General features: G+C 38.2%; 26 protein-coding genes and 1 tRNA gene. 13 read left to right on the plus strand and 14 right to left on the minus strand.

Annotation, left to right across the window (positions count from 1 at the left end; translation table 11 throughout):
* The first annotated feature begins 649 nt into the window (after positions 1-649).
* From MKI85_RS12240 to MKI85_RS12265, 6 genes are all read left to right on the plus strand, one after another.
* Positions 650-1,000, plus strand: a complete 351-nt coding sequence (locus MKI85_RS12240) for a helix-turn-helix domain-containing protein (protein ID WP_241628009.1) — start codon at positions 650-652, stop codon at positions 998-1,000.
* 3 nt (positions 1,001-1,003) lie between these two features.
* Positions 1,004-1,537 (plus strand): ImmA/IrrE family metallo-endopeptidase, encoded by a 534-nt coding sequence (locus MKI85_RS12245; RefSeq protein ID WP_241628010.1) that lies wholly within the window; start codon positions 1,004-1,006, stop codon positions 1,535-1,537.
* A 155-nt stretch (positions 1,538-1,692) separates the two neighbouring features.
* The gene (locus MKI85_RS12250) at positions 1,693-1,845 is read left to right on the plus strand and encodes a hypothetical protein (protein ID WP_016165484.1); all 153 of its coding nucleotides are present in this window, start codon (positions 1,693-1,695) and stop codon (positions 1,843-1,845) included.
* Between the two features lie 63 nt (positions 1,846-1,908).
* The gene (locus MKI85_RS12255; protein ID WP_241628011.1) at positions 1,909-2,157 is read left to right on the plus strand and encodes a hypothetical protein; all 249 of its coding nucleotides are present in this window, start codon (positions 1,909-1,911) and stop codon (positions 2,155-2,157) included.
* A 9-nt stretch (positions 2,158-2,166) separates the two neighbouring features.
* Positions 2,167-2,388: a hypothetical protein gene (locus MKI85_RS12260; protein ID WP_241628012.1), complete on the plus strand. Its 222-nt coding sequence runs from the start codon at positions 2,167-2,169 to the stop codon at positions 2,386-2,388.
* 9 nt (positions 2,389-2,397) lie between these two features.
* Positions 2,398-2,586 (plus strand): YodC family protein, encoded by a 189-nt coding sequence (locus MKI85_RS12265; RefSeq protein ID WP_241628013.1) that lies wholly within the window; start codon positions 2,398-2,400, stop codon positions 2,584-2,586.
* Between the two features lie 16 nt (positions 2,587-2,602).
* Here MKI85_RS12265 and MKI85_RS12270 read toward each other — a convergent pair whose 3' ends face one another.
* The 4 genes from MKI85_RS12270 to MKI85_RS12285 all read right to left on the minus strand — a co-directional run bounded on the left by MKI85_RS12270 (position 2,603) and on the right by MKI85_RS12285 (position 5,649).
* Complete coding sequence (locus MKI85_RS12270) at positions 2,603-3,100, minus strand: Panacea domain-containing protein (RefSeq protein WP_241628014.1); 498 nt, start codon at positions 3,098-3,100, stop codon at positions 2,603-2,605.
* Positions 3,097-4,089 carry a hypothetical protein gene (locus tag MKI85_RS12275; protein ID WP_241628015.1) on the minus strand — a complete coding sequence of 331 codons (993 nt, stop codon included), beginning with the start codon at positions 4,087-4,089 and terminating at the stop codon, positions 3,097-3,099. Before MKI85_RS12275 ends, MKI85_RS12270 begins: the two co-directional genes overlap by 4 nt.
* A 109-nt stretch (positions 4,090-4,198) precedes the next feature.
* Complete coding sequence (locus tag MKI85_RS12280) at positions 4,199-4,492, minus strand: hypothetical protein (protein WP_241628016.1); 294 nt, start codon at positions 4,490-4,492, stop codon at positions 4,199-4,201.
* 272 nt (positions 4,493-4,764) lie between these two features.
* Entirely contained in the window at positions 4,765-5,649 is an 885-nt protein-coding gene (locus MKI85_RS12285; RefSeq protein ID WP_348637242.1) for a TIR domain-containing protein, read from the minus strand.
* An 832-nt stretch (positions 5,650-6,481) separates the two neighbouring features.
* Between MKI85_RS12285 and MKI85_RS12290 the strand changes: the two genes are divergently transcribed.
* From MKI85_RS12290 to MKI85_RS12320, 7 genes are all read left to right on the plus strand, one after another.
* Positions 6,482-6,829, plus strand: a complete 348-nt coding sequence (locus MKI85_RS12290) for a hypothetical protein (protein WP_241628018.1) — start codon at positions 6,482-6,484, stop codon at positions 6,827-6,829.
* Positions 6,804-7,283, plus strand: a complete 480-nt coding sequence (locus tag MKI85_RS12295; protein ID WP_241628019.1) for a hypothetical protein — start codon at positions 6,804-6,806, stop codon at positions 7,281-7,283. The genes MKI85_RS12290 and MKI85_RS12295 overlap by 26 nt, the downstream gene beginning before the upstream one ends.
* A 340-nt stretch (positions 7,284-7,623) precedes the next feature.
* A complete protein-coding gene (locus MKI85_RS12300) occupies positions 7,624-9,615 on the plus strand; it encodes a hypothetical protein (protein WP_241628020.1) in 1,992 nt (663 codons plus the stop codon).
* Between the two features lie 8 nt (positions 9,616-9,623).
* Positions 9,624-12,209: a hypothetical protein gene (locus tag MKI85_RS12305; RefSeq protein ID WP_241628021.1), complete on the plus strand. Its 2,586-nt coding sequence runs from the start codon at positions 9,624-9,626 to the stop codon at positions 12,207-12,209.
* Positions 12,206-15,346 carry a hypothetical protein gene (locus tag MKI85_RS12310; RefSeq protein WP_241628022.1) on the plus strand — a complete coding sequence of 1,047 codons (3,141 nt, stop codon included), beginning with the start codon at positions 12,206-12,208 and terminating at the stop codon, positions 15,344-15,346. Before MKI85_RS12305 ends, MKI85_RS12310 begins: the two co-directional genes overlap by 4 nt.
* Before the next feature lie 105 nt (positions 15,347-15,451).
* Positions 15,452-15,916 carry a hypothetical protein gene (locus tag MKI85_RS12315; protein ID WP_241628023.1) on the plus strand — a complete coding sequence of 155 codons (465 nt, stop codon included), beginning with the start codon at positions 15,452-15,454 and terminating at the stop codon, positions 15,914-15,916.
* A 3-nt stretch (positions 15,917-15,919) separates the two neighbouring features.
* Complete coding sequence (locus MKI85_RS12320) at positions 15,920-16,351, plus strand: hypothetical protein (protein WP_241628024.1); 432 nt, start codon at positions 15,920-15,922, stop codon at positions 16,349-16,351.
* A gap of 556 nt (positions 16,352-16,907) precedes the next feature.
* Here MKI85_RS12320 and MKI85_RS12325 read toward each other — a convergent pair.
* From MKI85_RS12325 to MKI85_RS12370, 10 genes are all read right to left on the minus strand, one after another.
* On the minus strand, positions 16,908-17,294 hold the full coding sequence (locus MKI85_RS12325) for a hypothetical protein (RefSeq protein ID WP_413351240.1): 387 nt from the start codon (positions 17,292-17,294) through the stop codon (positions 16,908-16,910).
* The gene (gene dnaB, locus MKI85_RS12330; RefSeq protein ID WP_241628025.1) at positions 17,294-18,670 is read right to left on the minus strand and encodes a replicative DNA helicase; all 1,377 of its coding nucleotides are present in this window, start codon (positions 18,668-18,670) and stop codon (positions 17,294-17,296) included. The genes MKI85_RS12325 and dnaB overlap by 1 nt, the downstream gene beginning before the upstream one ends.
* Entirely contained in the window at positions 18,670-19,467 is a 798-nt protein-coding gene (locus MKI85_RS12335; protein WP_241628026.1) for a helix-turn-helix domain-containing protein, read from the minus strand. Before MKI85_RS12335 ends, dnaB begins: the two co-directional genes overlap by 1 nt.
* Before the next feature lie 146 nt (positions 19,468-19,613).
* A complete protein-coding gene (locus tag MKI85_RS12340; RefSeq protein ID WP_241628027.1) occupies positions 19,614-20,153 on the minus strand; it encodes a hypothetical protein in 540 nt (179 codons plus the stop codon).
* Between the two features lie 307 nt (positions 20,154-20,460).
* Positions 20,461-21,015: a Rha family transcriptional regulator gene (locus tag MKI85_RS12345; protein ID WP_241628028.1), complete on the minus strand. Its 555-nt coding sequence runs from the start codon at positions 21,013-21,015 to the stop codon at positions 20,461-20,463.
* Between the two features lie 2 nt (positions 21,016-21,017).
* Entirely contained in the window at positions 21,018-21,305 is a 288-nt protein-coding gene (locus tag MKI85_RS12350; RefSeq protein WP_241628029.1) for a helix-turn-helix transcriptional regulator, read from the minus strand.
* A 131-nt stretch (positions 21,306-21,436) separates the two neighbouring features.
* Entirely contained in the window at positions 21,437-22,687 is a 1,251-nt protein-coding gene (locus tag MKI85_RS12355; protein WP_241628030.1) for a hypothetical protein, read from the minus strand.
* A 146-nt stretch (positions 22,688-22,833) separates the two neighbouring features.
* Complete coding sequence (locus tag MKI85_RS12360; RefSeq protein WP_241628031.1) at positions 22,834-23,970, minus strand: tyrosine-type recombinase/integrase; 1,137 nt, start codon at positions 23,968-23,970, stop codon at positions 22,834-22,836.
* A 196-nt stretch (positions 23,971-24,166) separates the two neighbouring features.
* Positions 24,167-24,242 (minus strand) — tRNA-Arg (locus tag MKI85_RS12365).
* Positions 24,243-24,326: 84 nt separating this feature from the next.
* On the minus strand, positions 24,327-25,682 hold the full coding sequence (locus MKI85_RS12370) for an amino acid permease (protein WP_241628032.1): 1,356 nt from the start codon (positions 25,680-25,682) through the stop codon (positions 24,327-24,329).
* Positions 25,683-25,752 lie beyond the last annotated feature (70 nt).

The raw sequence follows: 25,752 nt of genomic DNA on the forward strand, positions 1-25,752 counted from the left end.
GTTCTGACATTAGATTTAGGTTTAATGATGTGTGGTTGGATATTATAAAAGCAGGATTAGAAGTGCAAATTGAGAATTTATTTCTTGTTGGCTATGTATTGATATTTAATAAATTTTAACTTGCGAGAATATTCACATTTATGCAAAATTGTGACTAATTTCTCGCGCTGGTAGTTCCAGAGTTAGGTCTGTACTTATCCGTAGTGCAGGCCTTTTTTTATGGCAACATTCTTATTCTTACTGGTTTCAGTTGAATGCCGCCACCCAGATTTTAAAACTAGGTCAAATGATTAGGCTTTTTGTTGCTTGCTTAACAAGGAAGAAATCTTGCTTATTTCGACATAGGTTTTGACATAAAGCGAATGAATCAAAAAGCAAGATATTGAAATCAATAAAAATTGTTCTGACATTTTCTTAGACAGATTTGCTTGATCAAAAAGAGAAGTAAATGTTCCGATTCTAAATCTGTATAGTTGGATTTCATGGTACGGTGTCTCTTCTTAGTAGTAATATTAATAAATTTAACCTTTGGGTTAATTTATTTATCCTGCATGTTGAATTAAAGCTAAAACTAATATACGATTGGTAAATACTGTAAAAAGTATTTACTCTTTCAATAATGAATGGGTAACGCAATAGGGTTACGAAAATGTCTAAACTAACAGATTTTGGAAAAGCGATTAGGAAACTTAGGATTGATTATGATACCAATCTTAATGAACTAGCGACTTCAATTGGCGTTAGTTCAGCTTTCTTATCAGCTGTGGAAACAGGAAAAAAGCCAATAAGTGCTGAATTAATTACAAAAATTACAAACGCATTAGGTTTAAGTAAAGTAGAGGAAAATTTGCTTACACATGCCGCAAGTCAAAGTGTTGATAATGTTACTGTTCGAACAAATAGTCCAGAAGAAGCAGAAATTGCTCTGATGTTTGCTAGACGAATTCAGGACGATACTTTGAATATGGCGCAACTTAGAAAAATTCTTGAGGAGAATTGATATATGACATCTGGATGTATGCCTAGAGGTGTTAAAGTCGCGCCTTTAAGTAAACAAAGCATAAAACAAAAAGCACTCATTATTCGTGACAAGATTTTTAAACTGTCACTAAATCAGTCAATAGATTTAAGTCGAGGCTTAGAACATCGATTGCATGAATTAGGTGTCGTTTTAGAGGTCTGGGAAATTGAGGATATGCCTGATGTTGAGGCTTTAACTAATCCAGATGCTATGACCATAATTCTTCGTGCAGATACTTATGATGCTTTATGCAATGTGTCTGATCCAAAACATCGCCGTGCGCGATTTACTGTAGCACATGAAATAGGGCACTTAATTCTTCATGAAGGTTTTGCCTTAGCACGTGGCGCAGTCAGGCATAAGCATTATGAAGATTCTGAATGGCAAGCTGATACGTTTGCGGCAGAGTTACTTATGCCAACACAAGCATGTATTAATTTGTCTATTGATGAAATTCAAGAAAAATTCAAAGTTGGCTATAAAGCAGCTAGAAATAAATTTAGTTCTTTAAAATGAAAAAACCGATATGAAAGTTATCTCTCATATCAGTTTCGGATAGTACACCCAAGGGCTATTCGGCTTACTCAGATGACTACTATAAAGCGTCAGAACTTCATTGTAGATCATTTAAGTTAGCTTTTCAAATCTCCTTGGGAGAGGAGGTGAGCTATGTGCTTAAGAAGTTAGGTACTCAAGAACCGCCGAAAGGCATGAAATGGATCTTTTGTAGATTCCGTAAAGTACGAGGCAATTCTGGCAAGGTGTTGGATGCGCATGAGTATGGATATGAGGCATGGGCTTTTCTGGTTCCATGTGCAACTTAAGTGATCTGGCGCACAGGCATTTGTGCTTGTGTGCTTTCCAAAAATGAACAATGGAGTTTTATTATGATTATCTATTACTTACTTGTATTTCAAAGAACATTTTTTGTATTTTCATTCGGCGTACTTTTTGCTGCAATTTTAGGAATATTTTTTCCGCCTACACCATTTTGGCTGTTGGGTGAAATTTCTATGAATATGGAAACTATCCCGTTATTTATAAAAGGTATTATTCCTTGGATTACACTAATTGGGACTTTTAGAATTTCATTCGAAGTTGCTTTAAAAGACTTTAAAAGAAGACACTATATTTAAGGAGTATTGATGCTTTTATTAGCTAGTCAAATTGAATCATTATTAAGTATCGGCGCGAATATCGATCTCTCAAAAAGTGAAAATATTTATCTATGTTCTCAACTCGAACAGTTTGCAAGAGTAGCGAGTAGTCGAAATGCACACTTAACAATTTCTGCTAAAGGATTATTAGGTCCGCAATTGGAAGGACTTGCTATGATTGGCAGAAATCATATAACTATTGTTGTATAAGGAATAAAAATGAACGAATTTAAAGAAGGTGAGGTGGTTTATTTAAAGTCAGGTGGTCCAGCAATGACTATTACTGAGGCTGGTAGTGCTGACTATGTTTGGTGTACTTGGTTTACAAAGAACAATGAATTGCAAGGGCAGGCATTTACAAAATCATCATTAACTACCAGTAATCCAGATAAACCTGTTGTAGTTTAACAAATGAAAAAAGCGCCTAAGGGCGCTTTTTTTCATTATCTATTAATCTATTACGAGATTGACATTCTCGAGCTAGTTCTTCTAAATCCAAATAAGCATATCTATCATTTTTAGCGATAGGATAGGTTGAGTAAACAAAATCGATAAACTCATTGAAATACATATGCTTTGTTTCTTCAACAACAGTATTTAAAATATGTATTGTAAAATTATCAAGTTGTACAAGAGATTCTCTCCCCATATAGCGTATTAACTTTTTTGAATTTCCGTAATAGTTGATTTCAGTATTCACTTGAAAGAAGTTTGATGAAGATTGTACCTCGTCAATAACATCATCAACATATGGACCATAATGATTAAAGTACCAGCGAATATTAGTTAATTGTTCCCCTGATGATAAGGATGAAAACCAATCAGCTAAATATACCATTTTAGTCAAACGAGCATCAGAAAGCTCCCCTGGATATGGATAATGAAGGCAATAATAAGCGATAATTTGAGCTAGAAAATTCATCTCTTACCTCCTTCAGTTTCTTGAAATCTATTAAGCATTTCCTTTTCAAGCTTAGAAATATGAGTTCTATCGGTTTCATTTTTCTTTAAACCCAAAGTATTACATCTAATGCCTTCTCTTATATAGGAAACTAACTGAGGATTATGGGTTTCGCAGTAACTCATAATTTGTGTAACCTTTTGGCTTGTTATCCTTTGATCTGTTCGTCCATCATTTTCAAAAACAATTACTGCAATTGGGCCTTGTTCATCATTGACTGTAGTGGCTACATATTGACAGGATTTCATCGTTAATGAATTTATTTTTTCAGATGTGTAGCCATAATTTTTTTGTATATATGCAATGTATTCCTCTGGGTCAAAATGGAAAGTAGGGCAGTTTTCAATATCTACATGTTTTCCAACTCTCCAAGCCTCACTAATTACTCCTTGATTTATAGGAAAAGATATTGAATGTAAGGCAGTGTAAGATGTATTTTGAGAATATCGGGATAAGTATAGAAAATTATTTTCATTAGTATATGCGTATATGGTTACACGATGGCTTGGAGTATCAATCTTTAGTGCATACAGGCTAGCTTTTAACCAATTTTTTAAAAAACGAGAATGTAGGTCAGAGTAGTCTTGTTTAGCTTTTACATTTTCTTCGGATAAGGTTCTAGCTATTTTATCACTACCTTCAAATTTCTGTTTTTCTAATAATAAATTATTGAAATCTTTTCCTTTATGTGTTCTTCCAAATGCTATTAAGGCTAGACTCAATATAACTAAAGCATAGTGGATAAAATCAGCTTGTGTGAAATCAATAAGAATATTATCTTTGTAAATCCATCTGATTTGAGTCATTACAACTGTCAGAATGGAAACACCAAGATATTCAGCAATAGAGTAAAAACTTTTCTCACATTTCCTACCGAAGTTTGAAAAATAACGTTTTGTGCCAGTCCATCCAAAACGAAGTTCAGAATATTTATTCTTCTCCGTTGTCATTTAAATCCCCCATTGAGCGGTACCAATACTATTAAAAATAAGTTAACTTATTTTTAAACGCTTTTTTTAAAGCTTTCCAATAATTTGGAAGTTTTTTTATAATGCTTGATTAATTCTTTCTTGGTCGACCTGTTCTCTTTTTCATGTCCATTTTAAGAAAAGGAATAACAACATTGGGGTCATAGAGTTTCTTGCGTGAGCCGCCCAAATTAAGAATTTCAAGTTTGGCTGCCAGGGTTTGTCTGGATAAAGGAAATCTTTTTGTTAGCCATGCCAAGTCAACTAGATCTGGATATTGTTCTACTTCAAGCGAAACAACAGTAGCGCCGTATATCGTGTCTCCTAGGCATATTTTAGGTGGTATTTCGCTTTCAACAGTAATGATATATTTTTGTTTGAACATGCTGTAGTACTCCAAATTTTTATATTTAAAAGTAATAAATACATAATGGCCAAATGGTAGGTTGATGTCCGTACTTTTGCTTGTTTTTTATACTTTGATCATGTTACTACATCAAAATTGTGCTGTTACCACATCAAATTGTTAATCCTCGAATGCTGTTACCACATCAAAATGCTATATGAATAATGTCTAAGAGATAGTGAGTTGAGGAATAATTGAAATTATTCCTCAACTCTATATTTAAGATTCAGTAAAAGAAAAAGAGCTGAAATTTAAGATTTCCTTTCTAATATGACATCAGCTAACTGATCTGCAATTTCTTGGATAGTGCTGATAGAGGTATTCAATGCAACTTTGTCAGCAAGATTAGGACTGTAGTCGATTACATCGGTTTTGGATATCTTGTGCCAAATTGGCAATATCATTTTGTGCCCATTCATTTCTCTAGCAACTAAACCGTCTAATTCATACTGGGTCCAATCTTTTTTTATAAATGCCTCTGATAGTACAACAGTTCCATATCTAGAGTTCTTGAGGCCACTATCAATTTTTCTGCGTAGACTATCTCCAACTCTTAAGGAGAATTCGTCGTACCATACTTTGATGCCAAGCTGTTGCAATGTCTCAGCAAGAGGTCGTACAAAATCATCCTTGTCTTCTGAAGCATGTGAAATAAATAGATCGTATTCAACTTCGACTTCTGGTACCGAATCGAGATAAGGAGATGCGGTAACATTCGTGATATGTTGTGTTGATGCTTTAATTGCATCGATTTCACGTTTTAACTTTTTCTGATGTTCAATTTCTTCTTTTTGCTGCTTCTTAGCTAGAGCATCCAATTTTTTTCTTTCAAGCTCTTCAGCTTTTGCTAAGTTCTGATTTTCTTTAAGCAGCTTATTGTGAATGTCTGTTTTCTTTTTTTGAAGCTCGGCAACCTTGATTTGATATTTAGAAAGTTCCTGCTCTTTGCGGCTTATTTCAGACAGTTTAGAGTTTAGAGAAGAGGGGCTAATATTGTTGGTTATGGATTTTTGAATTTGGATTAATTTAGCATTTGTATCAGCTATTTTCTTTTGTTCTAAACTCATTCGGTGAGTGATATCGGCGAGATCTTTATTAAGTCTTGTAATAATTGAAGATATGGATTGAATTGACATTTTGGCTTGATCGAAAAATATAAAAATAAAGATTATTGTTTGATCTATTTAAATGCAAGACGAAGTTTTGAAATCGTATTTTTAATGATGCTCCCAAAGAAGTTCTTCTTTGAATTGTCATCCAGCGAAGAACAAACCCAATTTTGGGATGATTCCAAAAACGGGAATATTCCCAATTCTGGGGTTTTGAATGTACCCAAAAACGGGATTTTGAACGATCCCAAAAACGGGATGCAGAATCTATCAATGAACCGACCATTGAACCGATCATTCTCTCTTAGAGAAATTTAAGCTGATCTATGATCAATTGAGAGAAGTAAAGCAGTATGGAGAATGAAATACGAAGAGCGTATATTCTCCATTTCAAACAATAAGAATTAAGCACAATAAAAAGTACAACGCTAATTTTAACTCATTTGATCTCAGAGCGACTTTATTGGAATAAATGATCCCAATGTATATGGAAACAAATAGCGAGCTTCTAGGAGCATTCAGGACGATTTGGGGTATGTGACAACTTGAATCTGATAAGCCTTAGTTGCAATCGCCGTGTAATTGCAGTCCTAAATCGAAAAGAGGGTAGAAGACTTCAGCCAAGACATGAATTTTTATGGCTGAAAATAGTGGAAATAAAGGTGTTTTGCAGTCTCCCTCGCGCGCGCGCGCGTTTTGTCGGGATATGTGGTTCGTAGCCACCTTAATTGTTTTGAACGATTAATGCCATCTTATCTAATTTGTGCTTATACCAACCAAATAAAATTTGCTTGGTATATACCCATTTTTCAAGATCGAGGAATAAGCCTTAATAACAAAAAATATCCTGGAGTGAAGAATGAGTGTGCTGGCTGAACTGTTTTGCTTTAACACGCCAAAAAACCTTTTCTTGAATAAGAATCTTCAAACCTATTTAGCTCCTCATTTCGCTGTAATGATTAAAGAACTTTATGAATTTCATGGAATGACTGCTGAAAAGATTGCATTTGTCTTACCAGTTTCTGGAGCAAGTACAGTCTCAGAATGGGCAAGAGGGGGAATCCCGAATTATGACAATGGTAATTCAATGATTGAGCTTTGGATGTCACTAACAAATAAGGAATTATGTGAAATCCCCCGTTTAGACCGTCATTTTATAAATAACAACTGGAGGAATGAAAATGGGATCGAAACTGAAATTAGCTGAACCAGTGGTTGGCAGCCAAATTGACCGAGCTCGCGAGCTGTGTAGCACTATTCAGATGACTATTAAGGATTTCCAAACAGAAATTTATTACTTGGATTCTAATCAGTTGTTTAAAGAAGATTTTGTAAATCAATTACTGGCAATAGCGAATTACTTAGATGAGTTAAATCATTTAATTTTAAATTTAATTAAGCCTAAAGATATTTACTATGAGTCGTTGAGATCTGCTTTAGCAGCAATTAATAGCACCTCAAATATTTTTATTGTCACGGCGCATTATTTAAATCCACAATTTGAATATAAACGTCTTCTCAACAGGAATACATTTAGTCTGGAGCTATCCTTAGTCGTAAAAAAAATTGATTTTATTAGAAAAATATTAGAACGAACTAGTGCTGGTAGACCAAGTAGCAGAAATATTCCTAGACCTGTTCTTAAATTCAGATCAAGATAAACTCTTGAAAATAAAAAGTGTATGTCGAGGATAAAGTGAGCCAGAACGAGTCAAAATTATTAAATGAGTCAATTGATAACTTGGTTGATGTTATGGAAAAGCTGATAGATATGTCAGATGAAATGAGACATAACAAGAAGTCCGCCTTATCCTATGCCCAAGACATACATGACCATGCACATAGTATTCGATTGCAACTTAGGTTGTTGGATGAACATCGAAATGGATTAAAAGATAAGGAGCTTTAAGGCTCCTTTTTTTATGGTCATATACACCCATTTTTTGAGTATTTAGCATGTCTTACATTAAATCAATTCAATAGATTTATGGGACAACAAAAATGTTAATACCGCGTTCAAGAGGTAGAGAAATATCTCAGCCTACATTGCAACAGCACACCCCAATGACTGGTCTATCTTCAATTGGAAATGCGATTGGTGGGGCAATACAAGCTCACGATGATAAGTTAAAGGAGGAGCAGGATAAAAGAGACAAAGCAGATTTTGCACTTCAGTCCTCTAAGATCGGTTCGGATATTAGTGTGCTTGATAATGATCTGCTTATCAAAATGCAGAGCAATCAATTAACCTATGAAGAGGCTGTAAAACAAAGACAAGACAGTCTGAAGACTATTAAAGATCAATATAAAACGACTGTACCAAAGCAATTCGAACAAAGTTTTAATAACTATTTTGAACAGCATTCATATCAAAGTGCCTCTAAGTATTTACCTATAGCTCAGAAAGCAGACCAGCAACAAGGTCTGGTTGAAATGAAGAGCATGACCAGTAATTATCTGAAAGATCGTAATGCTACAGAAAAGGACGTATTTAACGGTCTAACACTATATGCCCAATCAAAAGGTTTACCAGCTGCACATGTTCAGAATGAATTCAATGAGTACAAGAATCAACGTGCTTCTAATGATGTCACAACCTTCTACTTAGGGAATAAGTCAGATAATTCTAAGCTTGAGCAGATGGTCGATCCAGAAGCTATTATCAAGCAGTATCCTAATCTGACGCAGGAACAAGCTGTTTATTGGGGGAATCGGATTGCCACCCAAATAGACAAGAATCAAAGCGCCGTGGAGCAACAACAACGCAAAATTGAGTCTGATGCCAAGGATGCAATCGGCGCGATGCGATCTGATATAGAAACGGGTTTTATTCCGAGCGAATCAGTCCTGCAGGAACGTTTGTCTAAAATCAAAGGCACAAGCTATGAGCCTGAATTCTATCAATACAGTAATTCCTTGGTGGAAGTTCAAAAGTTTATGCGCTTGGGCCCAGATCAACGTGAAGCCTATTTATCGAAGAAGCGTTCTACAGCCCAAAATACAGCACAAGATAATCCTCAAGATGCGAGTTGGAATCTTAAATTATTAACCAATGCCCATGAGAATATGCTGGATTATGAGAAGAATAACTCGACTTTGGCGTATTCAATTAAAACAGGGCAAGACCTTACCGCTATTCCTACAAATGCAATCCTTGCTGGGGATCATCAAGCGATTAGTGCTCTGACTCAAAACATCAAAATGCTACAGACGAATAACACTGGCACTGGTGTATATGGCTCATTGAATCCTTTGACGACTCAACAGCAATCAGAATTAAAAGCCTATTGGGATAAAGCTAAACCGGGGGACAAATTATCTCTGCTCACGAATTTGTTTAATGCTAGTGCAGGCAATGCCAATGCAGCTCGAGACATGATCAAAAGTGTGGCGGGAGATAGCGGTGCTTATCGCTTATCGGCATCCTTAGGTCGTAGAGGACTGAATGATATCGCTGGGCAAATTGTCACTGGGCAAGATCTACTGGATAAGCATCTTGTTAAAGTAGATGACAATGCCTTAAGACTTCAAACAGCTAATTACCTATACGGCGTTACGACTCCAGGCAAACCTGATTTTGAGATTTATTTAGAGTCTGTCAAAGCTAATTATGCGTACTTGTTGCAAAAGTCTGGTCAGGTCTCAGACACAAAGGGAAGTATCGTCAATAAAACCATTGATACAGATTTGTTCAATAAGGCAATCCTCAATGTAACAGGAGGAAAGTATACGTCTGGTGGTTTCTTCAGCTCTAAATCTGTTGTTTTGCGACCACATACAGTCGGTGAAAAATCGTTTGATGATCAACTACAAGCATTCAACTCGAGAAACTCTCGAACGTATGGTGGTTCTGACAAAGACTTCTTTCTAGATCTGCCTTTAGAGCAAGATCCAAATAATCCGTATAAGTACTATTTTAAAAATGGGACAAAGTACGTCATGGATGTAAACGACAAACAACGCAAAACACGATTAACTTTTACGGTTCGATGAGGTGATCTATGGATTTTTTAGCAGATGATGAACTCACATTAAATCAGGATGACCCAAGATTTAAGCCTAGAAGCCAACGTGGCGCTATAGCTGATGGTGCATTAGGAACAATCTCTGGCGTAGCAATGGGCACAATTGAGGCTGCCACAGCACCAGATGCATTAATTCGTGGGGATAAGAAAGCAGCTTCGTTAAGAGCTCAAAACCTTGAGATATTTAAGCCTGATGACTTGGGGAGTGCAGGTGAGTTTACATATGGGTTGACTAAGGACTTTACTCGTATTGGGTGGAACGCCGTGGCAACCTTGGGATCAGGTGGTGTACCTGGTTTAGCTTTAAATTCTGGCCTCTTTGGATTCCAAACTTATGAGGCTGAAAAGGCAGACTTAATCAATAAAGGTGCCGATGTTCAGACTGCTAAAGCGGCAGGTGCCATCAAAGGGGTAACCGATGCGATAGGCTTTGCTGTTCCGACTCACGGCGTTGCAAAGTCAGCATTGACGGATGCTGTCGCAACTACTGCTATTGCCACTGGTGCAGGATCGGCAGGTGATTACCTAGAAGGGAAATATCTTGAGGATCATCAAAACAAGGCAGTTGCGCAATATGGGGAATCGCTGAAAGAAAATGCCTTAAGTCCATCCACTTTAGCTACAAATGGCGGTATGGCCTTGTTACTAAACCTTTGGGCGAATAAGGGGAAGCTACGTCCTGATCAAGTCAAAGAGCACAGTACTGTCGATGGGATGAATGACGCTGCACATATCCAAGCGAATGTTGAGCATGCAGAAGGGATGAACCCATTTACACCGGGTACCGCCAAAGATGCTAACTCTCATTTTGATGCTCTGGATAGTGCGCTAGAAAGTGCATTGAATGATGAATTGGTTAGCTTAAAGCTACCAGTTACAGGCACACCTAAATCTATTGTTAAGCCTGCCATTGTGAAGACTGAAGAACATCAAAAGTCTACTCCTGCAGGTGATCTGTCTTTACCAATATTTGATAAAAAGCCATGGGCTAAAACAATCGCTCAAGAAGCTTCTAAACGCGGTATTAATCCTCTAGATGCTTTGGTCATATCGCATCTCGAAACTGGCGGATCGTTCAGTACATCAATACAGCCGAAGAATGCCAAAGGTGAAGTGCTTTCATCTGCTACAGGGCTTTTCCAAACCTTGGATGACACATTCGCACGAATGGGAGGTAAGAATAAGTTTGATGGCAATGATCAGATTAAAGCAGGATTGAATTACTACGAGCACAATGCTCAGGTCTTTCAGCGCCAGTTCAACCGAGATCCGAGTGGTCTAGAACTCTACTATATGCATTTCTTTGGTGAGGGCGGTGGTCCTGTTTTTATGAAGGCCAAAGACGATGAACTTTTTGTTGATGTAGCAACGCGATGGAGTAAGGACTCCAAGAAGAAAACAGCTCGTCAAATTGCTGAGGTTATTACTTCTTCACATCAATTTAATGGCATGACCATTGGTCAGGTTAAAGCTAAATATGAGAAAAAGTGGAATGAAATAGCCAAGCAATATGAGGGCGTAGGAACTGGATCTAACTCTATAGAGTCATCTGCAATACGGGGGAGTGATTCAGAGTTTCCAGAGTTTGAATCAGACATTTCTAGTCCACCCGTCTATCGATCTCAAGCTGATGCTGAAGTTGAAGCAATGCCATTTGTTCTTAGCGCTGATGAAAGTGACGTTAATTCGCTAAAAGAAGAATTTGATTCGTTGTCTTCGTCGTTAACCAAGGAAGATTTAGAGTATCTGAAAGCTACTGATTATTATCAGCCATATGATGGCAGTTTAAATCGTACTCCATATGTTGAGCAGCAGGTGGATTTAACTGGTCCCAGCAACAGTGCAATCAGAACACTTGATACCTTGGAGCAAGATGTTGATCAATTCCCAAATGAATTACAGCCTGAGATCGATCAAAATATCCAAGCCGGTGGTGATATTCCAATTAATGCTGCAGATAATCAAAACCCTCATCAGCAACCCTTTACAGAGGGACAGGACAATTGGGTTTCTACCCGGTCATCGAACTATCTGAAGCGAGAAAATATTGCTGACGATGGTACTGTGTTTCAAGAATTGCACCACAAAACATCAAATACCACATTCCAACGCCAAGTGAATCAGGATGGATCTATTGCTTCTGTTAAAGCTATGCGTAATGGAGAAGATCTATTTGCAAAATCTGACCATGCCCGAGCAGATAAGCCTGAACTCAGCGCCGTGCAGAATAAAGCAGCTCAAGCAATGGAACGAGAATTCTGGAAACCAAGTACATCAAGAGCTAATGGTGCTCCTGATCTGACAACTTCCAGTAGAGGTGAGTATGGATCGTTTACAGAGACTCCCGATGGTCGTGAGGCTATTTCTGTTATGGAAGCCAATCCAGATATGGAAATAACTTTCACTCGGATTGATGAAAATGGGAATGAAGAGATAGTCACGATGTCCTCAAGCGATTTACTGGACTATGTCAAAGAGCAAGAAGAAATAGCAAAAGATGAAATTCAGGCAGTGAAAGCATTGGCAAGCTGTGCATTAAAATTTGGGAGTGAAGCAGCATGAGAGCTGAATGTCGAGAACAAGTAGCAAAAGCACTAGGCAAACGAAAATTAAGTGCAGCAGATAGCAATCGCATTTCATCACTTTATGTTCGTGCGCAGAACACTTTGGCTAGAACTGATCCTGATTGGATATTTAAAAGTCCTGCGGAAAGAGCAGAAGCGATTGCACAGAAAACGGCGTCTGATCTTGCAATTCAAATTGCCAAAAACAATCAAAACATTGCGCGAGATGCAGTGATTAAAGCTCAATTACAGAATGAAATTTTCAATCATTCTAAATTGAACCCTGTTCAAGCTTTAATGCGCAAGATTGCTTATTTCTCAGATCAGAGCGGTATTCAATCTATAGAAAAGCAAGTACAGTCTCTGCATAGCCGCTGGATGTCATTAGTAGCTGATGTGTTTACGAAAACACAAGAGCGCTTTGGAATGTCTGTAAATAAGGAAATGACCGATGACATCATTAGAGTCATGTTTGGTGGCAAATCTGATAATCCAGAAATTATGGCCATGGCGAAGGAAGTAAGCGCCACTTTGGAAGAAATGCGTTTGGCATTCAATCGAGCGGGTGGCAATATTAAAAAGCTGGATAACTACGGCTTTATGACTTCGCATGATCAGAAGAAGGTTGCTTTAACTGATCAGGCTGAATGGATAAAGGACACATTATCGGGCTTAGATCGAAACCAGTATGTTAAAGACACTGGTGAGTTGATGGATGATGTAGAGATCAACTCCATGCTTGAGGAGGTTTATAAAACCGTTGCTACAAATGGTGCCAATAAGGACTTGAAAGTATTAGCCAAACAAGCAAAGGCAAGTGCATCACCTGTAGGTGGTCGCTCAAAAATGGCGAATCGGCACCAGGAAGCCCGAGCATTACACTTTAAAGATGGCAATGCTTGGTTGGCATATCAGAAAAAGTATGGAACCTACAATGAAACAGGCTTTCATGAAATTCTAAAAAACCACACTCAGCGCATGAGCACTGAGGTTGCTATGATGCAAAACCTTGGCTCCAACCCGCGGCATACATTTGAGTCATTGCTTGATGAGGCTAAAACTAAACTGAAAGCCGATCCTGACAATGGGTTAAAGCACGGCGAAATCGATAAGCAGGTTAGTCGCGCACTGTCGATGTATAACACGCTGGATGCAACTACTCGTGCTATCGATTCGACTCTAGGAAATGTCATGGGTGGATTACGTGCATTGATGGTTTCAGCAAAATTAGGTGGTACCACATTAACTACCTTTGGCGATCATGCCAGCATGAAGAAAGTATCTAACATGTTGGGGTTGTCCTATACGAAGTCAGTTCTTCCTGAGTACATGAAGCAATTAAAGCAGGGTGCTACACGTGACGAAGCATTGCGATTTGGTCTAGGTATTAGTGAAATGGCTGGTTCTATGTCTCGCTTTGGTGATGCCGATGTTGTAAGTAGTGCCACCAAATCAGGTCGTTTTAATGCGCGTATGCAAGCTTTTGCTGCAACAACGATGAAACTATCGGGATTGAACGCTGTTACAGCTGGAGCGAAGCGAGCCATTAATTTGGTGCACATGAATAAACTTGCTGAGATGACACGCAAAACGGATTGGAAGGATCTAGGTGCAGATGATCTTAAAATACTGCAAGGGAATGGCATTACAGAGCGTGATTGGCAGCTATGGCAGCAATTGGAACCAAGCAAACGCGAAGATGGAACAATAGTACTTAGTCAGAATGATTTTTTTAATGCGCCAGATGATGTGATTATTAGCTTTGCATCACCAGAATTAAAGGCACTTAAAGATGATGTTGAAGGTCAAATCTTTGAATTAAATCGCCGTAATGCTGAAGATGATCTACGTATCGAAAATAAGGCTCAAAGAATCGATGATGTAAAACGCCAGTTGTCAAAACGTCTTGCGGATTATGCTAATCGTAAGGATGCACAAGCATTATCAGAAAAACAGGCCCTTCAAGACAGGATTGATTTGCTTGATGCACAAAAAGAAGCTGCTGCTATTCAGTCAGATATTAATAAATTTCTTCAGGTTGAAAAGCAGTCGAATCGGATTCATGACTTCCTGCAACAGGTAGAGGAAGGTAGACACTCTGATCATGCTTCTGAAGCGACTCGCAGAAACATTGAAAATAATGCGCGTCAATATGGCAATAGAGCAGAGTCCTTAGGTTATCGACTTGGTAATGCGGAGCGCCGTGTAACAGAGCTGCGTGCAAAAATGCGTAGTGCAGACAGTACTGCCAATAAAGCAATTGCACAGAAATTTAAAGAACTCGATAAGCGTGTGAATGAATTGGATACTGAGTTTGCAGACTATCATTCAAAAGTAGCTGAACGTCAGGAAAAGCGTAGCCAAGTTGTTGAGCGATTAGCTAATTCAATCACTCCTCGCCAGCAAGAGCTACTGGCAGATACACGCTATAAAGCTGCAATGAAATACCAGACTCATATATTCAATGAGGAATCGGTAGCAATCATTGAGGCTGGAGTACGGGAGCGTAGCTTGATCAATTTTGGTGATGCGGGAACTATTCAGGGTGAATTGGGCAGAACCTTATTCCAGTTTAAAGGCTTTCCATTAGCTTATATGTTCCGCATAGGACACCGTGCATTTGCACAGGGCGATATCAAGAGCAGAGCCACATTCCTAGCTTCTCTTCTGGCTTATCAAACATTGGCAGGGTCATTGATCGTACAGACTCAGAACTTGGCAAATGGTAAGAGTCCAGAACCAGTTTTCACCGTAGATTTCTTTGGTAAATCGATTCTTAAGGGTGGTGGTCTTTCATTCTTGGGTGATCTTATGTCAGCTCTTTCAGATCCGACGGGTCGTAGTGCTTCTGATTTTATCAGTGGTCCATTGTTGGGGCAGAGCATGAAACTAGGCATGCTGCTTACCGGTATGGGAAATAACTTTATCGAAGGCAAAGAATCTACACGAATGATGGAGGTAGCCAACACTTTGAAAGGCAATATCCCATTACAAAACCTTTGGTACAGTAAGCTAGTTGTTGATCGTATGCTTTATTCAAAGCTGCAGAATATGATCGATCCCGATTATTTACCACGAACTCAACAGCGATTAGAGAACCTGGGCAATAGCTACTGGTGGGATTTATCAGAATAAAATTAGGAGCTTCGGCTCCTTTTTTATTTTAAGTTTACTATGATGTTTGAAAATTGATTTAATGCTTTGAAAATAACAGATGTCATTAAAAAGAAGGAGGGGATAATGTTTTGTAAGGCTTTATCAATATTACTTTTAATTTTTCCAACGGCAGTTTTTGCGGAAAGTAAATTTGATCGCTCATTAATTAGGGCGAAGATAGTGAATGAAAAATATGAAATCATTGATATTGATGGTTTTAATGAAATTAGTCGTCAAATCACCAACGAAGTGGTTTCGACGTTACCTAGAAAGGTTGACATTGATACAGAGCTATTAACCATGGTGGTAAGCAGACCTTTAATTGCTCAAACTTATGCATTAAGAGGAGTTGAAACTAAAAAGGATCTAACAGAAAAAATGGATTTGGAAAAGTTTAGTCAATTAATTAAAAATTATGCTTGCTCCTCAGCTATTGGCATTTCCCAAGTTTACAGAGTCAATGGCACACAATTTTCAATGAAGATAATAAATAGCGATTTTCTAGAACTTTACAGTTACGTATTTCCTTTAAAAACATGTGATGAATAATTTATGAAAAAAATATTAACCTTCTCCTTAGTTGCACTCATGAGTTCAGTAGTATTGGCCACTCCAATCACCTTACAACATGTAACTACAACATACGCTAATTCAGGTATTTGTTCGGCAGCAATCGATGTCACTCTTCATGATTTTCTGGGTGAACAGGATAAATTGTATTTAGATCTAGTAGCCAAAGATAAGGCAGGGAAAATTCAAGGCACTTCTATAGATGAACTTAATTCTGATGATGTTCAAAATATATCAGGCCAAGCATTTGGTAAGGTATTTATTGAATCAGAAAATATGTGTGCTGCAGATCGGACTTGGACAGTTGAAGTAAAGCGCGCCGTTTTGATTACCGATGGCAAAAGAAAAGATTTATTGAAGGCAAAAGAAGTCAGTGCTAATGATTTCCAACCGATGAAGTTTAAAGTTAATTGAGAATAGTATTTGAGCTGATTGTTTATTAATCATATCGCCTGTTACTCAGCTAGAGAATGTCTGTTTCTTCAAAAAATACATAAATTCGCCGTCTGTTTCTGTATTTTTGATTGCCTGTTACTGCATGTTTAGTAGTTCGTTTCAGTAATTTCCACTGTCCGTTACTGTATTTTTAGCCATCTGTTACTAAGCTTAATCGAGAGTGTTACAGAGCAAGATGGATAAAATTTTCCAGTTTTATGTAGCACTTTACAGTTATTTAGTTCCAGTCGTTATATGTTTAGTAAGAAAAAATTGGATGATTTAGATTCACTTATGGGGGCTTCAAAATAGTCTGGCTTGATTGGGATAGCATTTACAGGCAGTATTTTCATCAGCCTAATTTTGATTAAACGCTACTCAAGTCTACTGTTACAGAATGAAAAAGGCGCGTTACAGTATTTAACCATGGTGCATTACACCACCCAAAAGTGGTGCATTACAGAATTAAATTGGGGTGCATTACATCATTATTGAGGGGTGCGTTACAGCATAAAATAAGTGCTAATTAGAGTAGCTAGCGAGGATTACTAAGTAGATCCAGTTGCCCGATTTCATATTTATAAGTCCGCCATTCACCTTCACGTGGCACTCTTTCAATGCCAGTTTCAGCTCTCCAAAGTTCAATTAACGCTTCGCCGTGTTCAAAGTTTGGAGTGCCACCACGCGCCCACTCACTTACGGTTGATGCTCCAGAGACAGGTAATACAAATGCTATTTTTTCATGGGTCCAGCCGCATCGATTGCATAAATCTAAGATGATCCGATTGAAATCAGGTCGCTTATATCCACGTTGCTTCACAATGAACTCTTTGACTTTTTTCTGCGTTCTTAAATTAATGAATCTAGCCTGAACAGCTTTATTCGTTTTAATTTCTTCCATTGCGAGATTATCAACAAACATTATACAGATGCTCCTTGTTGAATTTGATGTAATGCATCTGGGTCTAAATTTGAAAATTGGCAGTATTTGAGCTGAGCATGCATATAGGCGGTGCCTGGTTCACCGTGGCGGTTCTTTCCGACAATTGCTTCTGCAATACCGCGATAGGGCGAGTCTTTGTGATAGATCTCATCTCGATAAAGAAAGACAATTTGATCTGCATCCTGTTCAATTGCTCCTGATTCTCGTAGATCAGAGAGCATAGGACGTTTATTTGGACGCTTTTCTAGGTCACGGTTAAGTTGAGATAAGAGGACAATTACGCATTCAAACTCTTTTGCCATGGCTTTTAGTTCGCCGCTGAAATAAGCAATTTTTAAGTCTTCACGAGCAAAAGGTTTGGTTGTTTTCATGATCTGTAGGTAATCAACAAGCACGGCACCAACTGTTCCATATTCATGTTTAACTTTACGGATAGACTCACGGATGCTCGCAATTGATGGACGAGAGGTATCATTGATATGCATCGCCACACTCTTTAACATCACAACTGCATTGGTATAGGCTGTAAATTCCTCTTGGTGTAATAAATGAGGGGTATTTCGCACTAAGCCAATATCAGCAGGTGCCACGGCGCAGCAAAGGCGCATCGCAATTTGTTCTTTTGGCATCTCTCCGGACATGATCAGTACAGGCTTTTTCTGAACGACAGCAACATGATTTGCAATCACTTGCATCATTGTTGTTTTCCCCATCGCTGGACGAGCGGCAACGACTAAAAGACATCCTGGTTCAACATCGCCGAGCTTCTTATCAAGATCATATATACCAGTTTGAATGCCGTTGATTAAAGTGGTGCCAGCAATAGCAGCCTCCATCTTTCGGCTGATTTCATGGAAAGTATTTGAAGCAGCATCATGAATATGAAATAGAGATTCACTTGCTGATTCGGTATTAAGATCAGCAAAAGCAGCTTGAGCATTTTGGACCAGTTCACCACGGCTTACTGTTAATTGCCTTGCTTGTTGGATGATCTTAAATGCTTCAGCTTCAACTTGGCGACAAGCTGTCAGATCCTTCAGCTTTTCAGCATACGAAATTAAATTATAGTAGCTTGACGGTGCATCACTCATCATTTGCATGAGATATGGTTCACCGCCGTATTCTTCTGCTTTATTTCTCGTTTCAAGCCATTCCTGCACCAACACCGCATCATATGGAGAGTTTTTTGAATCAAGATCTGAAATCGCGTTAAAGATCAATTTATGGCGAGTAGCATAGAAATCTTGTTCTGTAAGTAAGCTCTCAATCTGAGCGTAAGATCCTGCAACTGTCATAAGTGCAGTCAAGATAGCTTGTTCGATTTGCACATTATGAATTGGTTTGGTTGTATTCATTAAGTGCTCCCTAATAAGCCTTTCGGCTTGCGATCATTCAAATCAAAAAATGGCTGAGTTAATGCTTCAGTTTGAGTTGAAACGCTACTGACATAACTAGGATTAGCTCTCTGATAACGCTCAAATTTATCAATGATCCATGCAGTAAATCTATGAAGTTTTTGAGAGTCTGATTGAACTTTTCCATCACAATATGAATTGAAATGGCTCAACTCAAATTCGAAGCTGGGTAACCCCATAATTAGTTCAAGATTTCGTTCATGGCCAGCGATTTTAAGTTTTGTCTCTAGCTGTTGTTGATTCGGCATCCATTCGTGCTGATAGGAGAGATTCATTGGTAGATTCTCTTTTAGATTCTGCATCCCCAAGGTAGGTTCATTGGAACTCCTGTTTTGGGAATCATTACCAGTATTGGAATCATCCCGTTTTTGGGTTTGTTCAATGTTCCCGTTATTGGGTGTATTTGCCTTGTTTTTAGCTTCCTTCTTTACATCAGTCTTGGGTGAGTCTTTGGAATAGTCCTCACGGCCTTTGACTCCAACAAGTTTAAGTACACGAACCCTTTTGGTTGGTCCAGCACGGTCACCAGTATCTAAAACAAGGCCGATATTGATCAGTTCTAAGATAACTTTCTGTACGGTCTTTTTATCCAGCACAGTGTCTTTAGCCAATCGATCTATACTCGGCCATGCAGTGTGTTCTTCACCAGCTCGATCAGCAAGAGAGAGTAAGACTAAACGTTGAGCAGAAGACTTAACTTCAACAGCCCAAGCCCAACGGGTTGCATCAATGCTCACTAGATCCTCCTTGCCGCTCCTTATTTTTGATTACGGCATTTAAGAGGCGCTGAGGAGTCATTTTGACTGACTCAGCGTAAAAGGATGGAATCGGTTTTTCGTTATTATCTTCTTGAACAGGCTCAGGTTCTGTTGTGATGGGAGAGTTAGTCATTTTTGCTAGCCTCCCATTCCGCTTCAAACTTTTCACATTCGATCTTGAACATGTTTCTATGATTGTCAGATAAATAGTCTGCAATATTGATTAGGTTTTCTACGCTTGCGAAAACTGCATCACATAGTGCCGTGGAAGATTTTTTTATAGCACTTAGTTCAACCTTCATTTCATAGATTGTTGATGAAAGCCAAGAGTGTACTTCATGTGCGAGACTATAAACTTCCAGTAGATCTCCAGCATCACATTCAACAACTATGTTTTGATGTTTTTCACATTGAACGTCGAATGTATTGCTGAAATCATCAGAAAGATATCGAGCGATGGAGATTAGACTTTCTAATTCATCAAATGTATTTACCCGGACTTCATTCTTATATGTGGATATTAGAAAAACCACATTTTTTCTAATTCGGTCGATCAGTGTTTGAATTTGAGTTGTAGTATCAAGAGCAAGTGAGTAAGCGCTTATTACATCTGCAGCACTGTAAAAAGGGACAATTTGTTCTGAAATTTTAACTTTAGCGTTCATGATTAATGCGCTCCTAGATTTATAGAAGCTTTGCCAATTATCACGACCAAGAGATATGGTGGCAAAGCAAAAGGGGGTTGGTCGACGAGTAATCTAGGTGACTCGCACACTCGAAAGTGTCCCCCTTCAGCTCTGCCATAAGACGCAGATGCGGAAGGATTACGCACAAAAAAAGCCCTGAAAGCGGACTGTGCGCCTAGATATAAACAGCCGACCAAAGCTGATTCAATGATTTTGCATTGAACAGTTTCACTATAACTTAAGATATTGGCTTTGAGAAGCTGTAACCCATAATTTTTTTGAAGATTCATAGGCTTTCCCCATCAAATAGTAGCGGCTGTAGTTGGCGTTCAAGCTCAGCAACTTTTTCAGCAGCCAGTGGTTTGATTTTTCGGCCAAATAAAACAAGATTGCGACCTGCCTCACTGGCAGCATCTGATGCGCGTTCATATTGCAGGACAGCTTTATTGAATTCAGAAATAAGTGATAAGTTCTGGGATTTGATAAAGTCCGACATTTCATCAAAGGCATTGATGTAGCTTTCTTTGAATTGGGCAGCTTGTTTACCAGTGAAGCCCATGACTAAAAACACAAATCCATTTTTAGTCATCTCAATCATTGGTTGAGATTTACCTTGTTCATTCACATAAGACGACTGCGCAAAATTGCGCTCTCTAAATTCATTGGAGCATTCGAGGTTTTTTGCTGCACGAAGTACGTCTCGGTGATTTTTGCCAAAATGTTTTGCTACATTCAATGAGGTTGTCGTCGCTTCTGCTAGTCTATTGCTATTGTGAAAGCGATTACTTATTTCAATTAAGTGCTCTTGGGTTTCATGTCCAAAGTTTAAAGGCTTGTTCATTATTAAGCCTCCAACCCTTTTGATTGCATCCAGGCTTGAACATCAGATAAACGCCAAACAGTTACGCTGTCAGATAGTTTGATAGGGGCTGGAAAACGACCATGCTTCACCCATTGCCAGATTGTTTTATCAGATACACCGATTAAACCGTTAGAGGCAGGGCGAGCATTAATATTTTTGGTTTTTCCTTTGTTTATTCCACTTTTATAAGTATGTGTTGTTGCATCTTTTGCTGGAAAATTTGCAAGATCCTTTATGCGTAAAAATCTTTCATGATGAATTGAAGTCATTGATTTAACCACCGTATTCATTGTCTGAATTGGATGCCCATTGCAGTTCTTTGCACTGGCTTGATAGTTAAATCAAATCATTTGTATATAGGGGGTGGGGAAGCCTGTCCCCCTAAATTAATGGGTGCCCTTTAGGGGTGCTCCTCAGTATTTTTTAATAAAGCATTGCCATTATTTTTTAAATTATTTTTAAAAATATCCCATTCTTTTGGCTTCAGTCTGAGTGGTGTACTTATTGTCTTTAATCTCTCTTTTAACTTGTCGGTTAATGGAATATCATTAAAATTCATTGTCCTGAAGTATTCATTGATGGCACGTTCGTGAGAAAATCTGTCAGGAAATTTCTTCTCTACATATATTTCTTTCCAAATAAAATTTGCTAAAGATAATTCAATTGGAAAATCAGGATGATCACTAGTAAACGGAAGACACTCTTCTTCAATTCTACTTTCTAACCATTTTCTCTCATTGATAAGCTCCTCAATGGCTTGAGAATATTTATCATTTTGATTAATTAATTTTAGATTTTCTTTTCTAAGTTCATAAAGTTCTGTTTCGGTATTTACTTGCTCCATATCATCATTAAAACCAGCGATAATATATCCCTTGTTTGCTAATAATTGTTTTAGATCATGGGCTAGAAATAGAGGAGAATCGAGCTCCTTTAGATTACTTACTTCATAAATTGATCGCATCAGATTGTGTGCTTCTATAAATTTGGGAAACTTAAATGAAAGCTCACTGAAATCACCTGCATTGTTAACTTCAACTGGATTATCTTTTGATAATAGACAAGCAGCCTCAATAAGATTGAAAAATTCATTTTTATAAAAAATAGGGAATTCAGTATTTTTCGTATCGGCATCAATTTTTGGAGAAAATAATGAATCTATTTCAGTATGATGAAACACGATCTCTGTTGAATGAAATGAATTGCCTTTGAAGTCATAAGCTTCTCGTAACCAGCGAATATCTCTGATGTCATCATCAGGCATCCTTGGAAACGCTTTTAGGTATTCATTCTTTGCAAGATGGATTAACTGAGCATCTGTAATTGGTTGAGTAATGAACTCAACAATTTTGTCTACATTATAAAAGATGCCAGGATCTACAGAACGGCTAGGGTCAAGATGATCAATTAATTTTGAGAAGTGAATATAGCCTTTGAATATCATAGACCATTTTACTTGTTCTACATGGGCTACTGGTTCGATTTTGCTAGGATCATCTTGATATCTTTCTTCACTAATACAGACTAAATTTCCCTCAAAGTAGATACACGGATGTAATTGCCCGGTTCGGCAGTAGTGTTTGATATCATTTAGTGAAAGAGTATTCTGTGAAGTAGAAAGTACCTCTTCTAATGAATAAAATTTTTTCATTTTTGCATCCCACAGCATACCCAAAATAGAAAAGACTAAGCCAGTCGGATTGGGTATCCGACTTATCGAGAGCTACTCTAGGCTTAGTGATTAAAGTTATATCAAAACTTTAGGTCATTGATCGTAATAGATTGTTGCGGAAAGTTTTAACTCATAACTAAATTTAATTTCTCATTCATGCGTTGTGCTAGTTCACTCGCCGTTGGATTGTAGTAGCGCATTAGCATTGCCAAATCTTTATGACCAGTAACCTTTGCTAAGTCTTGTATAGGCATTATCTGGGCAAACTTTGTACATGCTTCATGGCGAGTGTCATGAAAATTAATATACGTTAATGGGGTGGTATCACGATATTTTCGGAAAGTGGTAGATAAGCTATCAGCACTAATCGTTAATACCACTTCATTATCTAGACCTTTTGCCCTTTCTAGTAAAGCCAGAGCATTCTTATTGAGTGGTACTTTTCGGGATGATCCATTCTTTGTATTTGGAAGCAACACATAGTCATCTGCGATATGTTCCCAGCGCATGTTTGTGATTTCACTTAAGCGCATTGAAGTTTCAAGAGCAAACAGAAAAGCCCACGCTGTTTGGTGCTTCTTAAGAATTAACGGCGTTTCCGTAGTGTATTGAAATGCATCGAGTAGGGTATTTACATCATCTAGGCTTATTCGCATTTCTCTATGAGGGTTTTCTTTAGGTTTTGTTACATTAGTAAGAGGGCTGTATTCAATGAGTCGCAGCTCACGAATGGCATAGCGGAATACACTTCCTAATAACTGCATTTCTCGCTTAACCGAAGTACCTTGAATTTTTAAGCTTCGTTTGTTACGGAAATTAATCAGGTCGGATTGGTCTATCTGATTGATTGGCTTTTTAGCTAGTTCAGGAAAATCTCGTAGAATTTTATTTAATCGAAGCATTTCCCATTTATAGCCTTTGTGCTTGATTGCTTCATTTTGAAGAAATATCTGCACAATTTCAGAGAAAGGTTGTTCTTGTTTCATTTTTTGTTTCTTGGACTGTTTATCTGCACTTGGATTAATGCCAGTCTTTAAAAGCTTTTTTGCTTCAAGGTGTTTTAAGCGTGCATCTGCTAATGAAACTTCAGGATATACCCCTAATGCTAAAACATACTCTTTCTGCTCAAATCGGTATTTGTAACGCCAATAGTATGAGCCTTTAGGCGTCACCATTAGATAGAGACCACCCGCATCGGAATGCTTTACATTCTTATCAGTAGGTTTGATCTTTCTGATTTTTAAATCAGTCAAATTACTCATAGCCGACCTGCCTCGATACATCTAAAAATGAATGGGGGTATCAATTTTTGGAGTATTGAGAGTTACCCCTATTTATACCCCGAATATGGGGGTATTTCTATTCTATTGAATGTCGTTGCTAGGGGCAATAAAATACTTTAAAGGGCTATATAATAAGGTTTTAGGTTGTTGATGGTAGTTGCATCTACTTGTAATTTGGTGCGCCCTGCGGGACTCGAACCCACGTCGGTCGCTTAGGAGGCAACTGCTCTATCCAGTTAAGCTAAGGGCGCAAAGTGTGAATAATGTAACTGATTTTAAAGCAAAAAAAAAGTTATTGCCGAAACAATAACTTTTTTAACGCAAGCAAAAGCAACTTATTCTTTGCTTGGTTTAATCATTTTAAAGAAGACCAGCATTAGTACAATCCAGATTGGAAGCATTAGTACAGATTCTTTAAAGCCTTGCGTCCACATAATGTAGAGTACAAGTGCAATAAAAATCAGGACTAAATAGTTGCTCATCGGCGACCAAAGTGCAGGGAATTTGGTTTGCGTAGCAGTTGCTTTCATGGCTTGACGGAATTTTAAGTGTGTCAAGCTAATCATTGCCCAGTTGAGAACCAAAGCGCCTACAACCACATACATTAAGTGACCTAGTGCATCTTCAGGTACGAAGTAGTTCAACAATACGCAACCGAAAATCAGCAATGCAGAGAACAGCACGGCAGGAATTGGCACACCTTGTTTGTTCACTTTCAAGAAAACTTTTGGCGCATTTCCTTGCTCAGCTAAACCAAACAACATACGGCTATTCGCGTACATGCCACTGTTATAAACAGACAATGCTGCAGTTAAAATAATGAAATTGAGTAAATGTGCAGCCCATTGAATGCCCATTTGACTAAAAATCATCACGAATGGACTTTTGTCCAAACCACCTAAATCTAATGCATTCCAAGGCACTAAAGACAACAGAATCGTTAATGAGCCAACATAGAAAATCAGAACACGCAAAACGACTTGGTTAATGGCTTTTGGAATGGTTTTTTGTGGATCTTTTGCTTCTGCTGCTGCCATCCCGATCAGTTCAATACCCCCAAAGGCGAACATGATGAATGCCAACATATAGAATAAACCGTCAAAACCATTCGGGAAGAATCCACCATTAGTCCAGAGATTGCTAAAAGAAGCGGTAGAGGTTGAATCTGCTGTAAAGATTAAAAATAAACCGAAGACAATCATGGAAATGACTGCAGCGACTTTAATAATCGCCAGCCAGAATTCAGATTCGCCATAGAACTTCACATTGCCAAGGTTAATTAAGGTAATGACAATAAAGAAGAACAGGACGGAAGCCCAAGCAGGAATATGAGGCCACCAGTAGTTAATATATTTAGCAACCGCAGTTAGCTCGGTCATGGCTACTAAAATATAGAGAATCCAGTAATTCCAACCAGCTAGGAAGCCAGGGAATTTGCCCCAGTATTGATAAGCAAAATGACTGAATGAACCAGCAACCGGTTCATGGACAATCATTTCCCCTAAATGACGCATAATCAAAAATGCAATTAAACCACCAATGGCATAACCTAGAATGATGGATGGACCTGCAGATTGAATAACCTGTGCGGAACCTAAGAATAAGCCTGTACCAATTGCGCCACCCATGGCGATAAGTTGGATGTGACGGTTCTTTAAGCCACGCTGAAGTTGTGAAGAGTTATTGTTCAAAGTTCTCAGCCCGACGATGAATGTGTAAGGATTGTAAAGGATTGATTACACTTAGCCTAGTAGATGAACG

This window comes from Acinetobacter zhairuonensis (genome assembly GCF_022601715.1).
Taxonomy (GTDB): domain Bacteria; phylum Pseudomonadota; class Gammaproteobacteria; order Pseudomonadales; family Moraxellaceae; genus Acinetobacter.

Excerpts from the sequence above, each read along its gene's own strand:
- MKI85_RS12275 (WP_241628015.1), bottom strand. The coding sequence starts at position 4,089 with ATGACAACGGAGAAGAATAAATATTCTGAACTTCGTTTTGGATGGACT.
- MKI85_RS12360 (WP_241628031.1), bottom strand. The coding sequence starts at position 23,970 with ATGAGTAATTTGACTGATTTAAAAATCAGAAAGATCAAACCTACTGAT.
- dnaB (WP_241628025.1), bottom strand. The coding sequence starts at position 18,670 with ATGAATACAACCAAACCAATTCATAATGTGCAAATCGAACAAGCTATC.
- MKI85_RS12350 (WP_241628029.1), bottom strand. The coding sequence starts at position 21,305 with ATGACTTCAATTCATCATGAAAGATTTTTACGCATAAAGGATCTTGCA.
- MKI85_RS12310 (WP_241628022.1), top strand. The coding sequence starts at position 12,206 with ATGAGAGCTGAATGTCGAGAACAAGTAGCAAAAGCACTAGGCAAACGA.
- MKI85_RS12305 (WP_241628021.1), top strand. The coding sequence starts at position 9,624 with ATGGATTTTTTAGCAGATGATGAACTCACATTAAATCAGGATGACCCA.
- MKI85_RS12280 (WP_241628016.1), bottom strand. The coding sequence starts at position 4,492 with ATGTTCAAACAAAAATATATCATTACTGTTGAAAGCGAAATACCACCT.
- MKI85_RS12355 (WP_241628030.1), bottom strand. The coding sequence starts at position 22,687 with ATGAAAAAATTTTATTCATTAGAAGAGGTACTTTCTACTTCACAGAAT.
- MKI85_RS12300 (WP_241628020.1), top strand. The coding sequence starts at position 7,624 with ATGTTAATACCGCGTTCAAGAGGTAGAGAAATATCTCAGCCTACATTG.
- MKI85_RS12345 (WP_241628028.1), bottom strand. The coding sequence starts at position 21,015 with ATGAACAAGCCTTTAAACTTTGGACATGAAACCCAAGAGCACTTAATT.
- MKI85_RS12340 (WP_241628027.1), bottom strand. The coding sequence starts at position 20,153 with ATGAACGCTAAAGTTAAAATTTCAGAACAAATTGTCCCTTTTTACAGT.
- MKI85_RS12295 (WP_241628019.1), top strand. The coding sequence starts at position 6,804 with ATGGGATCGAAACTGAAATTAGCTGAACCAGTGGTTGGCAGCCAAATT.
- MKI85_RS12315 (WP_241628023.1), top strand. The coding sequence starts at position 15,452 with ATGTTTTGTAAGGCTTTATCAATATTACTTTTAATTTTTCCAACGGCA.
- MKI85_RS12285 (WP_348637242.1), bottom strand. The coding sequence starts at position 5,649 with ATGTCAATTCAATCCATATCTTCAATTATTACAAGACTTAATAAAGAT.
- MKI85_RS12255 (WP_241628011.1), top strand. The coding sequence starts at position 1,909 with ATGATTATCTATTACTTACTTGTATTTCAAAGAACATTTTTTGTATTT.
- MKI85_RS12265 (WP_241628013.1), top strand. The coding sequence starts at position 2,398 with ATGAACGAATTTAAAGAAGGTGAGGTGGTTTATTTAAAGTCAGGTGGT.
- MKI85_RS12260 (WP_241628012.1), top strand. The coding sequence starts at position 2,167 with ATGCTTTTATTAGCTAGTCAAATTGAATCATTATTAAGTATCGGCGCG.
- MKI85_RS12290 (WP_241628018.1), top strand. The coding sequence starts at position 6,482 with ATGAGTGTGCTGGCTGAACTGTTTTGCTTTAACACGCCAAAAAACCTT.
- MKI85_RS12325 (WP_413351240.1), bottom strand. The coding sequence starts at position 17,294 with ATGTTTGTTGATAATCTCGCAATGGAAGAAATTAAAACGAATAAAGCT.
- MKI85_RS12320 (WP_241628024.1), top strand. The coding sequence starts at position 15,920 with ATGAAAAAAATATTAACCTTCTCCTTAGTTGCACTCATGAGTTCAGTA.
- MKI85_RS12240 (WP_241628009.1), top strand. The coding sequence starts at position 650 with ATGTCTAAACTAACAGATTTTGGAAAAGCGATTAGGAAACTTAGGATT.
- MKI85_RS12270 (WP_241628014.1), bottom strand. The coding sequence starts at position 3,100 with ATGAATTTTCTAGCTCAAATTATCGCTTATTATTGCCTTCATTATCCA.
- MKI85_RS12245 (WP_241628010.1), top strand. The coding sequence starts at position 1,004 with ATGACATCTGGATGTATGCCTAGAGGTGTTAAAGTCGCGCCTTTAAGT.